This is a genomic window from Bradyrhizobium sp. USDA 3315 (assembly GCF_054056795.1).
Genome location: NZ_JBSRYP010000001.1, coordinates 8,801,376 through 8,816,345, shown reverse-complemented (window position 1 = coordinate 8,816,345; position 14,970 = coordinate 8,801,376). Strand labels below are relative to the sequence as shown.

Genomic DNA, 14,970 nt, shown 5'->3' with positions numbered 1-14,970 from the left:
GGCGCCCTCCGATGACGATGACCGAGCAAGTCCGAGACGCAAAGCGCGCCGCGATCGACAAGGCGCGGCTGCGCCTGAAGTATCAGGAGGAGCGCAACAAGCGGCTGCGTCCCGACGGCAATGACCAATATCTCCAGATCAGGGGCCAGCTCGCGCATTATCTCGACGATCCCTACACGCCGGTCGTTGAGCGCGCGCCGAAGACCGATCACGTCACCTTCGCCTTTATCGGCGGCGGCTTCGCCGGGCTCGCCACCGCGGCGCGGCTGACCGAGGCCGGCATCAAGGACGTCCGCATTGTCGAGAAGGGCGGCGATTTCGGCGGCACCTGGTACTGGAACCGGTATCCCGGCGCGCAATGCGACACGGCGTCGATGGTCTACATGCCGCTGCTCGAAGAGACCGGCCACATGCCGTCCGAGAAATACGCGCATGCGCCGGAGATCCTCGCGCACTGCCAGCGGATCGGCCGGCAATTCAATCTCTACGACAACGCGCTGTTCCACACCGAGGTGACGAGCCTCGATTGGGACGCCGCGCAATCGCGCTGGATCATCCGCACCACGCGGGGCGACGCGTTCACCGCGCAATATGTCGGCATCGGCACCGGCCCGCTGCACGTGCCGAAGCTGCCCGGCATTCCCGGCATCGAGCGCTTCAAGGGCCACTCGTTCCACACCAGCCGCTGGGATTACGACTACACCGGCGGTAACCCTGCGGGCGCGCTGATGGAGAGGCTTGCCGACAAGCGCGTCGGCATCATCGGCACCGGCGCGACCTCGGTGCAATGCATTCCCCACCTCGCGCGCGCCTGCAAGGAGCTCTACGTATTCCAGCGCACGCCATCGTCGGTCGACGTGCGCGGCAATGGGCCGATCGATCCCGACTGGTTTGCCGAGATCGCGACGCCGGGCTGGCAACAGCGCTGGCTGGAGAATTTCACCGCCAACCAGGCCGGCGGATCGGCCGAGGAGGATCTGGTGCAGGACGGCTGGACCGACCTGTCGAAGCGGATCCGCGCCAAGATCATGCTGCTGCCGCGCGAGCAGCGAAGCGTGGAGAACATGCGGGCCGCGTTCGAGGATTCTGACTTCGAGAAGATGGAGGAAATCCGCAACCGGGTCGACACCATCGTCCGCGATGCCGACACTGCCAGGAATCTCAAGGCCTGGTACGGCCAGCTCTGCAAGCGGCCATGCTTCCACGACGCCTATCTGCAGGCGTTCAATACGCCGGGCACCCATCTGGTCGATACCGACGGCAAGGGCGTCGAGGAGATCACCGACAACGGAATCGTCGTTGCGGGCAAGGAGTATCAGCTCGACTGCATCATCTATGCGTCCGGCTTTGAGGTCGGTACCGAGTACAAGCGGCGCGCGGGCTTCGATCTGACCGGCCGCGACGGCATCAAGCTATCGGAGCACTGGGCCGAGGGCATGCGTACCAAGCACGGCATCCACGTGCACGGCTTCCCCAACGTGTTCTTCGTGCAGCCGACCCAGGGCGCCAATCTGATCTCCAACGTGCCGCACAACCTGACGGAAGCGGCGCGGACCATCGCGCTGATGGTCGGCCACGCGCAGGACAACGGCTTCAAGGAAATCGAGGTCAGCAAGGAAGCCGAGGATCGCTGGGTCGAGCTGCTGCTGACTGGCGTCGGGCGGATGATCGGCGGGCCGGATTGCACGCCCGGTTACTACAACAATGAGGGGCGCGAGCCGGGTCCCGCTGCCAAGCTCAATGTCGGCCATCCGTCGGGCGCGCTGGCCTACTTCAAATATATCGACGGCTGGCGCCGCAGCGGCCAGTTCGAGGGCGTGCAATTCCGCTGAGGGGAGCGCGATCGAAACTGATGTTCGCCAAACGAGGAGTGCTTAAGTAATGACCCAGCCAACCGCAGGTGAAGCGTCGCATGAAGGTCCGAAGGCAGCATCCGCGCCGGTCATCGCGCAGCACGCGGCGACGCTGAAGGCGCTGCCGTTTGCCGACACCAGGGATTTCGACGACGCCGCGCGGGGCTTTCTCGGCACCATCGAGAACGCACGCGTCACCTCGGCCCAGGGCAGGGTGGTCTGGAGTCTCGAGCCTTACGGATTCCTGTCAGAGGAGAAAGCGCCCGCGACCGTCGATCCGAGCCTGTGGCGGCAGTCGCGGCTCAACATGCATCACGGCCTGTTCGAGGTGGTGCCGGGTGTCTACCAGGTGCGCGGCCTCGACATCGCCAACATGACGCTCATCGAGGGTGACACGGGCGTCATCGTGGTCGACACGCTGACCTCGATCGAGGGCGCGCGCGCCGCGATGGAATTGTACTTCCGGCACCGCGGCAAGCGGCCGGTCGCCGCCGTCATCTTCACCCACACCCACACCGACCATTGGGGCGGCGCGCGCGGCGTGCTCGACGACGCCATGCTGGCGGCGGGCGTGCCGATCATCGCGCCGAACTTCTTCATGGAGCACGCGGTCTCCGAGAACATCATCGCGGGGCCGGCGATGCTGCGCCGTGCGCAATACCAGTTCGGGCCGTTCCTCGCCAAGGGCGTGCGCGGCCATGTCGACTGCGGCCTCGGCAAGACCATGGCGGCGGGCGGTGTGGCGCTGCTGCGGCCGACCGATCTGATCATCGCCACCGGCGACAAGCGCGTGATCGACGGCGTCGAGTTCGAATTCCAGATGGCGCCGAACAGCGAGGCGCCGGCGGAGATGCATGTCTTCATCCCGCGCTACAAGCTCCTGAATCTTGCGGAGAATTGCACGCACAATTTCCACAATCTGCTGCCGTTCCGCGGCGCCGATGTGCGCGATGCGCTGGCCTGGTCGAAATATCTCGGCGAGGCGCTGCAGATGTGGGGCGGCAAGGCGGAAGCGATGTGCGGCCAGCACCACTGGCCGGTGTGGGGGCGGGAGCGGATCGACACCATGATCCGCGAGCAGCGCGACCTCTACAAATACGCCCATGACCAGACCATCCGTCTGATGAACCATGGGCTCAATGCAGCCGAGATCGCCGAGACGATCCGCCTGCCGCAGAGCCTGGAGGGCGCCTGGCACGGCCGCGGCTATTACGGCCACATCAGGCACAATGTGAAGGCGATCTACCAGAAATATCTCGGCTGGTACGACGCCAATCCGGTCAACCTCGATCCGCTGCCGCCGGTCGAGGCCGGCAGGAAATATGTCGAGTATATGGGCGGCGCCGACGCGATCCTGAAACGCGCCGCGGCCGATTTTGCCAAGGGCGAATTCCGCTTCGTGGCGCAGGCCGTCAGCCATCTCGTGTTCGCCGAGCCTGATAATCAGGCCGCGCGTTCGCTCCTCGCCGACACGTTCGAGCAGCTCGGCTATGCCGCGGAAAGCTCGACCTGGCGCAACGCCTATCTGTTCGGCGCGCAGGAACTGCGGCAGGGCATGCCGAAGACGCCGCCGCGCTCGCCGATGCCGCGCGAGACGCTGGCCGCGCTGCGCACCGAGCAGCTTTGGGACGTGCTCGGCATCCGCCTCAACGGCCCCAAGGCCGAGGGCAAGCGCATCGTGCTGAACTGGAGCTTCACCGATACCGGCGAGACCTTCGTGCTCAATCTCGAGAATTCAGCCCTGACCTACGTTGGGGATGCGCAGGCGGCCGATGCGCATGCGAGCTTCACGCTGGCGCGCAGCGTGCTCGACGAGGTCATCGCCAAGCTGACCACGTTCCTGGACGCCGTCGATGCCGGCAGGATCAAGGCATCAGGCGAGCCGCAGCGGCTCGATGAATTGATGGCGCTGATGGACGAATTCCCGCGGATGTTCGAGATTGTCGAGCCGAAGCGGACGGCGGTGACGTAGAGCCACGCACGCGGAATTTACAAACCGTCACCCTGAGGAGCGCGGAACGCGCGTCTCGAAGGGGCGACGGCCCGGCTGGTGGCCGATTCATCCTTCGAGACGCCGCTACGCGGCTCCTCAGGATGACGGGTTGGCAGACGATGCCTCAAATCCCGAGATACGCCGCCTGCACCTGCTTGTTGCCCGCGAGCTCGGCGCTGGTGCCCTGCATGATCACGTTGCCGCTTTCCAGCACATAGGCGCGCTGCACCAGTGACAGCGCGCGGCTGACATTCTGCTCGACCAAGAGGATCGCGGTGCCCATCTTGTGGATATCGCCGATCTTCTCGAAGGTCACGTCGGTCATGACAGGCGCGAGGCCGAGCGAGGGCTCGTCCAGCATTAGCAGGCGGGGCTTCAGCATCAGCCCGCGGCCGACCGCGACCATCTGCTGCTCGCCGCCGCTCATGGTGCCGGCGAGCTGTTTCCTGCGGTCGGCGAGCCGCGGGAAGATGCTGTAGACGAGCTCCATCGTGCGCGCGCGATCCGCCTTGGCCTTCGGCGTGTAGGCGCCGATCTCGAGATTCTCCTGCACCGTCATTTCCGGGAACACCTGGCGGCCTTCCGGGACATGCGCGATGCCGAGCTCGGGAATCCGGTAGGGTGGCAGCGTGGCGAGATCGACGCCGTCGAACGTGACCTTGCCACCGAACAGCTTGACGAGGCCGGAGACGGCGCGCAGCGTCGTGCTCTTGCCGGCGCCGTTGGCGCCTAACAGGCCGACGGCTTCGCCTTCGCCAATGGAGATGCTGACATCGGTGATCGCAGGGACCGAGCCGTAGCTGGCGCTGACCCGGGAGAGCTCAAGCATGGGCGTCTCCCTGCGCCGGCGGATGCACATAGGAGCCGAGATAGGCGCGGATCACTTCCGGATTCTCCACGATCTCCTTCGGCGCGCCCTCGGCGATCTTCTGGCCGTGGTCGAGCACCACGATGTGGCGAGCCACCGCCATGATCGCGCGCATCACATGCTCGACGATCACGATGGTCAGGCCGCTGGCGGAGAGCTTCTTCACCAGCGCCACCGCCTGGTCGATCTCGGCCGGGTTGAGTCCGGCCATCACCTCGTCGAGCAGCAGGATCTTTGGCCGCGTTGCCAGCGCGCGGGCCATTTCCAGCCGGCGCTGGTCGATGGTGGTGAGGTCCTTGGCCGGGGTCTGCTCTTTGGCGGAGAGGCCGACGAACTCGATCGCCTCGAGCGCCTTGTTGCGCGCGGCCGCAATATGCCGGTCGCGCAGGAACGCGCCGGTCATCACATTGGCGAGCACGGTCATCGCGCCGAACGGCTTTGCCACCTGGAAGGTGCGGGCAAGGCCCAGCGCGCAGACATCATGCGGCTTGAGCCCCACGATCTCGTGACCGAAGGCGAGCACCGAGCCGGAATCCGGCCGATGAAATCCCGTGATCAAATGAAAGCTCGTGGTCTTGCCGGCGCCGTTCGGCCCGATCAGCGCGACCGTCTCGTTCTCCTGCACCGTGAAGCTGACGTCCTGCACGGCGCGCAGGCCGCCAAAGCGCTTGCTGAGACCCTTGATGACGAGTGCTTCTGCCATCGCGACGACCTCAGGCGCGCGCCGGCTTGCGCCGGGCGGTGCGGTGATAGATGTCGGTCGCGAACCCGATCAGTCCGGTCGGCCGCCACAGGATGACAGCCATCAGGATCAGGCTGTAGACCGTGAGCTGGATGCCGCCGACCGAGCTGCCGAGCCAGCTTTGCAGCAGCGCCGACGTGGTCTCCAGCAGCACGGTGCCGATCACCGGTCCCCACAGCGTGCCGATGCCGCCGACGATCGTCACCAGCGCCGCCTCGATCGAGACGTTGAAGCTGAACGCGGTCGCGGGATCGATGAAGTAGATGTATTGCGTGTAGAAGGTGCCGGCGAGCGCGGTCAGGAACGCGCTGATCATGTAGATGTCGCGCTTGACCTTCGGCGCGTTGACACCGACCGCCTCGGCGGCGTCCTCATCCTCGCCGATCGCGACGAGATAGTAGCCGATCCAGGATTTCTCGATTCTGTGGGTGATCCACAGCCCGACCACGAGCAGGCCGAGCACGACGTAATAGTACGACGACTTTTCCTCGAACTGCATCATCAACGGCGCACTGCCGAGGTTCGGGATCGTGGTGCCTTCGGCGCCCCAGGCGAAGTCGCGGAACTTGAGGAAGATCAGCATCAGCACCTGGGCGGTCGCGATGGTGGCGATGGTGAAATAGGGGCCGCGCAGGCGGAAGCAGAGCCAGCCGATCGGCAGGCTTGCGAGCATCGCGACCACGCCGCCCGCGATCATCCCGATCCAGGGCGAGATGCCGTAGTTCACCTGCATGATGGTGGAGGTGTAGGCGCCGAGCCCGAAATAGGCGGCGTGGCCGAGCGACAGCTGCTTGGCGTAGCCGCCCATCAGGTTCCAGGCGACGCCGATGAAGGAGAACAGCAGGATGCGGATGAAGATGTCGATCGCGAACGATGAGGTGACGAGCTGGGGCAAGGCGAGCATGACGACCGCCCCGATCGCGAGCCACAGCCATTTGAAGTTGCTGGACGTCTGCATCACCGGCCCCTCCTGGCGCCGAGCCCGCTCGGCCTGAACGCGAGCGTCAGCAGCAGCAGCGCGAACACCACGATCAAGCCGGAATCGGCGCCGACGAACTGGATGCCGAGCGATTCCGCGACGCCCATCATCAGGCTTGCGATCAGCGCGCCCATCACATTGCCGAGCGTGCCCATCACGACCGCGACGAACGCCATCAGCACGAACACCTGGCCGACGAATGGATAGGCTGAATAGAACGGCATCAGCAGCGAGCCGGCGGCGCCCGCGAGCGCCAGCGCGGTGCCGAACGCGACCGCGAACACGCGGTTCGGATTGATCCCCATCAGCATCGCGACGTCGCGGTTCTGCGATGCGGCGCGCATCGCGCGGCCGAGATCGGTGGTGTGCAGGAATACCCACAGCAGCCCGCTCAGCGCCATCGCGACCGCGAAGGCGATCAGTTTCGCCACCGGGATGTACAGCCCGCCGATATGCCACGCCGCATCCGAATAGGACGTGTGGACTGTGCGGTAATTGGCGCTGAACAACATCAGCGAGAGATTGAGCAGCAACAGCGACAGCGCGAAGGTCAGGAAGATCTGCGGCATGTCGTTCGGCCCCAGCACCCTGCGGATCAGGAAATGCTGGATCAGGACGCCGGCGACGAACAGCACCGGCATCGAGACCACGAGCGAGACCAGCGGATCGATGCCGAACTGGGTGGCGAGGAAGAACGAGATATACATCCCGATCATCACGAACTCGCCCTGGGCGAAGTTGACGATCTTGACCACGCCGAAGATCAGCGTGACGCCGATGCTGACAAGCGCGTAGATGCCGCCGATGAGCAGGCCGTTGATCACGGCCTGGGCCAGTGTCTCCCACATGCGATGCGACCGCGGCTCAGGTCTTCATCAGCGGGGCGCGGGCGTCTTCCTTCGGGAAGACGCTGACGAGATCGGTGTTTTGCCACTGCACGCCGACCGGGCGGCCGTAGACGTTCTTGCCGTCCGGCCCGAACTTCACCTTGCCGCCCGGCGCCATCGCAGCAAAGCCCGAGGAGACATCGAGCGTCGAAAGCGCCTCGCGTACCTTCTTGGGATCAGCGGAGGCGGCGCGCTCCAGCGCGTCGGCCAGCATGAAGGTCTGCGCGACCAGGCCGCCGGCATATTCGAACGCGAACTCGCCGGTGCGCTTCTTGAATTCGACATTCACCTTCTGCGCGTCGTCGCTGACGTCGTGGTTCCAGTGCGCAACGCCCTGCAGCCCCTCGGCGGCATTGCCGACATTCTTGTAGAAGTCCGGCATCACGAAGCCGCCGGAGCCGCCGTTGATCGCGATGTTGAGCCCGACCTGCTTTACGGTGCGCACGATCAGGATGAGGTCGTTGAGATAGGACAGCGAGAACAGCGTGTTGGCGCCGGAGGCCTTGACCTTGTTGATCAGCGGGCTCGCGTCGGTGAAGCCAGCCGAATAGGGCTCGAACATCACGATCTCGACGCCTTCGCCCGGCGCCAGCTCCTTCAGCCCGTTCGAGGTCGAGGTGCCGAACGCGGTGTTCTCGAAGATTACGGCGACCTTGGCCTGCTCGCTGACCAGCTTGGCCATCTGCAGCTGCGCCTTGGCAAACTGCGAGGCGCGCGCGAACGGCGTGAAGGTGTAGGTGCGTCCCTTGTTGAGCTGGTCGGAGCTCGATCCGGTGATGATCGGGACCTTCGCCCGTTCGCAGACTTCGCTCGCGATCAAGGTCAGCGCGCTGGCATAGCAGCCGTGGATCGCCGACAGCTTGTTGCCCGTGATCAGGCGGTCGGTCTCGGTGCGCGTCACCGTGGTGTCGCTCTGCACGTCCGAGACGATGAGGTTGAGCTTGGCGCCGCCGAGCGACTTGATGCCGCCGGCCTCGTTGACCATGTCGACCGCGAGCTTGGCCGCAGCCACGCAGCCGACGCCAATCTGCGCCATGCTGCCGGTGGTCGGATAGAGTGCGCCGATGTTGATCGGGTCGGCCGCCCAGCCGCGCAGCGGAACGGCGCCGAACGCGCCTGCCGCCAGCACGCCGCCGGTCTTGGCGAGGAATTTGCGGCGGGTTCAGCTTGTTTTGTGAGGCTCTGGTCGGTGCGGCATTATTAATGGCCGACGGCTTGCGGTCCCCTGTCATGGCGTTCCCCCCTGCGCGATCACGGCACGGTTGCTCCGTCCGCTCGCTTATTATTTTTTGCTCAAGCGCGGCGCATAAGAGCACGTAATTCGGCATTCGCAAAGGCGATATCAGCCGAACTCATGGGGAAACCTGTCATCGCTGGTGCGTCGCAGCAATCGCGCGACGCGCGCATGCGGAGTGTTTTGCTGCGTGAGAGTTGCCGCCGCGCACGACGGTATTATTGACAATCGAACGACCCGACGAACCGGCACGGATGGTGCCGGCCGGCCCGCCGGATCATTCGATCGGCCGCTGCAACTGCTACTCCGCGCTGGCCACCAGTTTGAAGCGCGGCTCGGCTTCCATCAGGCCGCGGAAGGCGGCGAGATAGTCGAGCGCCATGCGCCGCGCGGTGAAGCGGGTCTCGAACTGCTTGCGGATCGCGTCGCGATTGAGCGTTCCTAGGCGGCCGACGGAGGAGATCGCACTGATCTCGTCCTCGACGATGAAGCCGGTCAGGCCATCCTCGATGATCTCCGGCACCGAGCCGCGGTTATAGGCGATGACGGGCGTGCCGCAGGCCATCGCTTCGATCATCACGAGGCCGAACGGCTCCGGCCAGTCGATCGGAACCAGGAGCCCGATCGCGCCGCTGAGAAAATCCGGCTTCTCGCGGTCGCTGATTTCGCCGATGAACTCAACCAACGGGTTGCTGGTGATCAGCGGCTTGATCAACTCATCGTAATATTCCTGGTCGGCACGATCGACCTTGGCCGCGATCTTCAGCGGAATGCCGCAGCGGGTTGCGATCTTGATCGCGCGATCGACGCCTTTCTCCGGCGCGATGCGCCCGAGTACCGCGAGATAAGACGGCTTCGCCGGTTGCGGCGTCAGCAGATTCTCCGGCAGGCCGTGATGGATGGTGCGCACCCAATGCGCCTGCGGCACCGGCCGCCGCTGCGCGTTGGAGATCGAGATCACCGGAATCTTCGGGAAGGTGTTGAAGACCGGCTGATGCTCCGGCAGGTCGAGCCGTCCGTGCAATGTGGTGACGAACGGCGTCGGCTGCCGCGCGAACAGCGACCACGGATAATAGTCGAGATGGCAGTGCAGGAAGTCGAACTCCTCGTCGTCGGCCTTCTGCCGCACGCGTTCCAGCATCACCATGTGGAGCGCATTGGGATCGCGGACCGAGCCGTCGAGCCGCAGTGCCTTCGGCCAGGTCGCATCGAGCTTCGCGGAGGTTTGAGAATCGCCACTGGCGAACAACGTCACGTCATGTCCAAGTGTTACAAGTTCTTCGGTCAGCCAGTGCACGACCCGTTCGGTGCCGCCGTAGAGCTTGGGGGGAACAGCCTCCGTCAGCGGGGCAACCTGCGCGATGCGCATCTCTCCGTCTCCTGTTTGTAATGTGGAATGAACTACCCTCAGCCCTCAGATGGCACCGACATGCCAAAGACGGGAACGTTCTCGCACGTGCGAGGTTCCTTAGATGTGGGAGATCTGCCGCTTCTTTCTTCCATCACACTGTGGTCTTGCTGATGCCATCACGCTCCAACACGGTTTTGCCTATGCCAGCGTTGCAAAATTGTTGCGCAGTGATGGCTGCATCAAGGAATCCCACCGCCGCCCTTCACGTCATCGTGCGCGAGAGCTTCGACTAGAATTTTCTCGTTCACCTTCAACAGCTTTGCAGGACGTCATGGACCATCTGTCAGGATACGCGCATCGTCCGTTTCCCTTTGTGTTGCGCTATCTGCGCCGGCGTCTGCCGTCGCATGTTGTGATTTTGTCAGCCGTTGTTGCGGCGGTTGCCTGCTCGGTAGGCACGCAATACGGCGTGAAGAATCTGGTCGATGCGCTGTCGGCAGGGCCGTCGGCCGCGAACGGCGTATGGCTGGCATTCGCTCTGCTCATGTCACTGATTGCAGCCGACAACTTCCTGTGGCGGATCGCGAGCTGGACCGCGAGCTACACCTTTGTCAGCGTCACCGGCGATCTTCGCCGCGACATGTTCCGCCATCTCACCGGCCACGCGCCGAGCTATTTCACGGACCGGCTGCCGGGCATGCTGACCAGCCGGATCACGGCGACCTCGAACGCGGTGTTCACCGTCGAGAATATGTTCGTATGGAACGTGTTGCCGCCCTGCATCGCGACCTTCGCGGCGATCGCCCTGGTTGGAACAGTCAGCGTGACAATGTCAGCAGTGCTGATCTTGATCGCGGGAACCATGGTGGTGGCCATGTTCCGCATCGCCGCCGCCGGCCGGCCGCTGCATGACGATTTCGCCAACAGGGCTGCTGCCGTGGACGGCGAAATGGTCGACGTCATCAACAACCTGCCGCTGGTACGCGCGTTCTGCGGCCTCGGCTATGAGCACGAACGCTTCGATGCGACCGTCAATCGGGAACTCGTCGCGCGTGGCCGTTCCCTGCGCTACCTCGAGAAGCTTCGTCTCATTCACGCCGGCGTGACCGTCATCCTGACGATCGCGATGCTGGCCTGGGCGCTCAGTCTCTGGCAGCAGGGCGCGGCGACCACCGGCGACGTGGTGCTGGTCTGCACGCTCGGCATCTCGATCCTCAGCGCCACCCGCGATCTCGCGGTCGCGCTGGTCGACGTCACCCAGCATGTCGCGCGCCTGACCGAGGCTCTGGCGACGCTGTTGCAGCCGCACGAGCTGAAGGACCATCCGGAGGCCGAGGCGCTGGTGAAGAGCGGCGCCGCGATCGCCTTCAACAATGTCTCGTTCCGCTATCCCGGCGGCCTGCAGGTGTTCGAGCGCTTCAGCCTGCGCATCCAGCCCGGCCAGCGGGTCGGCCTGGTCGGCCACTCCGGTGGCGGCAAGTCAACACTGTTTACCCTTCTGCAGCGCTTCTACGACGTTGAGCAGGGCAACATCACCGTCGACGGCCAGGACATCTCGCGCGTCACCCAGCAGAGCCTGCGCGCGGCAATCTCGGTGGTGCCGCAGGATATCTCGCTGTTCCACCGTTCGATCCTGGAGAACATCCGCTACGGCCGGCCGGACGCCACCGACGACGAGGTGCTGCGGGCGGCGATCGCGGCGCGCTGCGACTTCATCGAAACTTTGCCCGAGGGCATGAACACCATCGTCGGCGATCGCGGCGTCAAGGTCTCCGGCGGCCAGCGCCAGCGCATCGCGATCGCGCGCGCCTTCCTGAAGGATGCGCCGATCCTGCTGCTCGACGAGGCCACCGCGGCGCTCGATGCCGACTCCGAGGAGGCGATCCGCGAGGCGTTGTCGCGGCTGATGCGCGGGCGTACCGTGGTCGCGATCGCGCACCGCCTCGCGACGTTGCGCAGCTTCGACCGCGTGCTTGTGCTGCAGGGCGGCCGGATCGTCGAGGACGGTCCGCCCGATATCCTCGTGAAGGGAAGGGGCCCCTACCGCGACCTGGTCGCGCGCGAGATGGGCCGCCTTTCCACCAGCGCGGCCTGACCCCGCGTCGTCAAGTGCGTTTGTGCGTTCCGGTGCGTTCGTTCGAACCAGGATACGGGCCAAGCAAAGTCGCCAGAGGTTCAGATGGCAGCTGACGTCGTTACGCAGATCATCACCGCTCGCATCACGGAGCACGTCGCCGAATCGCCGTTCTACATTCCGATGACCGGGCCCGCGGCGCGGCCGCGGCGCTCGCTCAAGCATGACGACACCTTCATCGTGCTCGACAGCCATGGCGACATCGGCGCCTCGGCCGGCGGGCCGGACGGCCTGTTCAACGCCGACACCCGCTACCTGGCGCGGCTGGAAATGGTGCTGGAGGACGTGCAGCCGCTCCTGCTCGGCTCCAACATGCGCGACGACAATTCGGCGCTGACGGTCGACCTTACCAATTCCGACGTCTATCGCGACGACCGCCTCACGCTGCCGAAGGACACGCTGCACATCGTGCGCTCGATCTTCCTGTGGCGCGGCACGGCCTATCAGCGCATCGGCCTGCAGAATCACGGCGACCATGCCGCGAGCTTCGATCTCACGCTGCTGTTCGACAACGACTTTGCCGATCTGTTCGAGGTGCGCGGCGAGCGCCGGCCGCGGCGGGGCATCGGTTCGAGCAAGCTGCTCGGCCCGACCGACGTGGTGCTGGAATATTGCGGCCTCGACGAGCAGACGCGGATCACCGCGCTGCATTTCGATCCGCGGCCGACGCGGCTGTCGGTCAACGCGGCGACCTATCATTTCGATCTCGAGCCCGGGCAGGTCACGTCGCTGTTCGTCGCGGTCTCCTGCAACAAGCCGATCATGCAGAAGCCGGTGCCGTTCTTCCGCGGGCTGCTGGCGCACCGCCGCGAGATGCGGACCTCGTCGGCCGGCGCAGCCAGCATCGAAACCTCGAACAACATCTTCAACGAGGTGCTGTGCCAGGCGATGGCCGACCTCAACATGCTGATGACGGAGACGCCGCAGGGCCGTTACCCCTATGCCGGCATTCCCTGGTATTCGACGACGTTCGGCCGAGACGGACTGATCACCGCGTTGCAGATGCTGTGGGTCGATCCGCGGATCGCCAAGGGCGTGCTGAAGCGGCTCGCGCTGTTCCAGGCCAAGGCGGTCGATCCGCTGGCCGATGCCGCGCCTGGCAAGATCCTGCACGAGATGCGCGGTGGCGAGATGGCCGCGCTTCGTGAGGTGCCGTTCGCGCATTATTACGGCAGCGTCGATTCGACTCCGCTGTTCGTGCTGCTCGCCGGGCTCTATCTGGAGCGCACCGGCGATTTGGACACGCTGCGCGAGCTGTGGCCCGCGGTCGAGGCCGGCTTGCAATGGATCGACGGCCCGGGCGATCCCGATCGTGACGGCTTCGTCGAATATCAGCGCGCCACCGAGGAGGGGCTGCGCAATCAAGGCTGGAAGGATTCGTTCGACGCCATCTTCCACGCCGACGGAACGCTTGCCGAGGGCAATATCGCGCTGGCGGAAGTGCAGGGCTACGTGTTTGCCGGCAAGCAGCTTGCCGCGCGCGCGGCGCGCAAGCTCGGCTTTGCCGACAAGGCTGCGAAGCTGGAAGCCGAGGCCGAGCGGCTGCGCGAGCGGTTCGAGGAAGCATTTTGGTGCGAGGAGCTCGGCACCTATGCGGTCGCGCTCGACGGCGCCAAGCAGCCGTGCAAGGTGCGCACCTCGAATGCCGGCCAGACATTGTTTTCCGGCATGGTGCGGGAAGACCGCGCGCGACGGGTCGCCGCCGACCTGATGAGCCAGAAGTTCTTTTCGGGCTGGGGCATCCGCACCGTCGCCGCGGGCGAAGTGCGCTACAACCCGATGTCCTATCACGACGGCTCGATCTGGCCGCATGACAATGCGCTGATCGCGCTCGGATTTGCCCGCTACGGCCTCAAGCATTCGGTCGCGCATCTGTTCAAGGGCCTGTTCGACGCCGCGAGCTATATGGAACTGCGGCGGCTGCCGGAATTGTTCTGCGGCTTCCGCCGCGAGCGCCGGCGCGGCCCGGTGCTCTATCCCGTGGCCTGTGCACCGCAGGCTTGGGCGAGCGCGACGCCGTTCACGCTGCTGGAGGCTGCGCTCGGCCTCGAGTTCGACACCGCGCGCGGCGAGATTCGCTTGCGCGATCCGCGGCTGCCGGAGTTCCTCAACGACGTGGTGCTGCGCGACCTCAGGCTCGGCGCTTCCAGTGTCGATCTGAGGCTGCGCCGCCATGACGACGAGGTGTCGCTCGAAGTGTTGCGAACGCGCGGCCAGATCCAGGTGTCTATCGTGCTGACGCATTGAGCGTCGTCGCGCGGCATGCGTGCGCCGGGAAATCGCGGGGAGAGTAACATGCGTCCGAGGATGATGATGATGCTGGTCGCAGCGGCGCTGCTGGCATGCGCGGGTGTCCGGGCCGCCGACGACGAAGCGCCGGCGCCTGCACCATCGCCGCCGGCCGTGCAGGCGCCGCCAGCAACGCCAGCAACTCCTGCGCCGCCGGCAGCCCAGGCGCCGCCAGCAGCCTCTGCGACGCCGAAGGAGCCCTCAAAGGAATCGTCCAAGGAACCGTCGCCGCCGCCGTCGGTGACCGTGATCGGTGCTCGCGATGCGCACGGCATTCTCGGGCGCGACGTTCGCAGTTCCGCCAATGAGAACATGGGCCGTATCGTCGACGTCATTGTCGACCGCGACGGCAAGGTCCGCGCCGCAGTGATCGATTTCGGCGGCTTCCTCGGCGTCGGCAGCCGCAAGATCGTGGTCGATTGGAACGCGCTGCGTTTCGCCGGTGTTTCCAGCAAGAGCGACAGCATCACGCTGGACCTCAACAAGCAGCAGGTGAGCGCTGCGCCGGAGTACAAGGAAGATACGCCGCTGATCGTGCTGGGGGCGGCGGGAAGCCTGCATCCATGGGATTACGAACATTAGGGGGGTAGAGCTGGTCGCGCGTCCGAACTCTTCTTTAGAGACGGTTGGCGACGATCGT

At 65.1% G+C, this 14,970-nt stretch carries 11 protein-coding genes; 5 read left to right on the top strand and 6 right to left on the bottom strand.

Features of this window, described 5'->3' with window-relative positions; all coding sequences use genetic code 11:
• The first annotated feature begins 11 nt into the window (after positions 1 to 11).
• Together ACVIYL_RS41190 and ACVIYL_RS41185 are read left to right on the top strand one after the other, a co-directional pair.
• Positions 12 to 1,832 carry a flavin-containing monooxygenase gene (locus ACVIYL_RS41190; protein ID WP_456781287.1) on the top strand — a complete coding sequence of 607 codons (1,821 nt, stop codon included), beginning with the start codon at positions 12 to 14 and terminating at the stop codon, positions 1,830 to 1,832.
• Between the two features lie 49 nt (positions 1,833 to 1,881).
• The gene (locus ACVIYL_RS41185; RefSeq protein ID WP_456781286.1) at positions 1,882 to 3,825 is read left to right on the top strand and encodes an alkyl/aryl-sulfatase; all 1,944 of its coding nucleotides are present in this window, start codon (positions 1,882 to 1,884) and stop codon (positions 3,823 to 3,825) included.
• A gap of 145 nt (positions 3,826 to 3,970) precedes the next feature.
• On the opposite strand, the gene ACVIYL_RS41180 is transcribed toward ACVIYL_RS41185, so the two are convergent.
• The 6 genes from ACVIYL_RS41180 to ACVIYL_RS41155 all read right to left on the bottom strand — a co-directional run bounded on the left by ACVIYL_RS41180 (position 3,971) and on the right by ACVIYL_RS41155 (position 9,925).
• Positions 3,971 to 4,675: an ABC transporter ATP-binding protein gene (locus tag ACVIYL_RS41180; RefSeq protein ID WP_210189588.1), complete on the bottom strand. Its 705-nt coding sequence runs from the start codon at positions 4,673 to 4,675 to the stop codon at positions 3,971 to 3,973.
• The gene (locus ACVIYL_RS41175) at positions 4,668 to 5,417 is read right to left on the bottom strand and encodes an ABC transporter ATP-binding protein (protein ID WP_456781285.1); all 750 of its coding nucleotides are present in this window, start codon (positions 5,415 to 5,417) and stop codon (positions 4,668 to 4,670) included. Before ACVIYL_RS41175 ends, ACVIYL_RS41180 begins: the two co-directional genes overlap by 8 nt.
• 10 nt (positions 5,418 to 5,427) lie before the next feature.
• The gene (locus ACVIYL_RS41170) at positions 5,428 to 6,414 is read right to left on the bottom strand and encodes a branched-chain amino acid ABC transporter permease (protein ID WP_456781284.1); all 987 of its coding nucleotides are present in this window, start codon (positions 6,412 to 6,414) and stop codon (positions 5,428 to 5,430) included.
• A complete protein-coding gene (locus ACVIYL_RS41165) occupies positions 6,414 to 7,283 on the bottom strand; it encodes a branched-chain amino acid ABC transporter permease (RefSeq protein ID WP_456781283.1) in 870 nt (289 codons plus the stop codon). Before ACVIYL_RS41165 ends, ACVIYL_RS41170 begins: the two co-directional genes overlap by 1 nt.
• 16 nt (positions 7,284 to 7,299) lie before the next feature.
• Complete coding sequence (locus ACVIYL_RS41160; RefSeq protein WP_456781282.1) at positions 7,300 to 8,451, bottom strand: ABC transporter substrate-binding protein; 1,152 nt, start codon at positions 8,449 to 8,451, stop codon at positions 7,300 to 7,302.
• Positions 8,452 to 8,857: 406 nt separating this feature from the next.
• Positions 8,858 to 9,925, bottom strand: coding sequence for a glycosyltransferase family 4 protein (locus tag ACVIYL_RS41155; RefSeq protein WP_092082663.1), 1,068 nt, complete (start codon positions 9,923 to 9,925; stop codon positions 8,858 to 8,860).
• 313 nt (positions 9,926 to 10,238) lie between these two features.
• On the opposite strand from ACVIYL_RS41155, the gene ACVIYL_RS41150 reads away from it, so the two are divergent.
• The 3 genes from ACVIYL_RS41150 to ACVIYL_RS41140 all read left to right on the top strand — a co-directional run bounded on the left by ACVIYL_RS41150 (position 10,239) and on the right by ACVIYL_RS41140 (position 14,912).
• Positions 10,239 to 12,002 (top strand): ABC transporter ATP-binding protein, encoded by a 1,764-nt coding sequence (locus ACVIYL_RS41150; RefSeq protein WP_076827043.1) that lies wholly within the window; start codon positions 10,239 to 10,241, stop codon positions 12,000 to 12,002.
• A gap of 84 nt (positions 12,003 to 12,086) precedes the next feature.
• Positions 12,087 to 14,288 carry an amylo-alpha-1,6-glucosidase gene (locus tag ACVIYL_RS41145; protein WP_092082668.1) on the top strand — a complete coding sequence of 734 codons (2,202 nt, stop codon included), beginning with the start codon at positions 12,087 to 12,089 and terminating at the stop codon, positions 14,286 to 14,288.
• Positions 14,289 to 14,348: 60 nt separating this feature from the next.
• Positions 14,349 to 14,912, top strand: coding sequence for a PRC-barrel domain-containing protein (locus ACVIYL_RS41140; protein WP_456781948.1), 564 nt, complete (start codon positions 14,349 to 14,351; stop codon positions 14,910 to 14,912).
• The last annotated feature ends 58 nt before the right edge of the window (positions 14,913 to 14,970 follow it).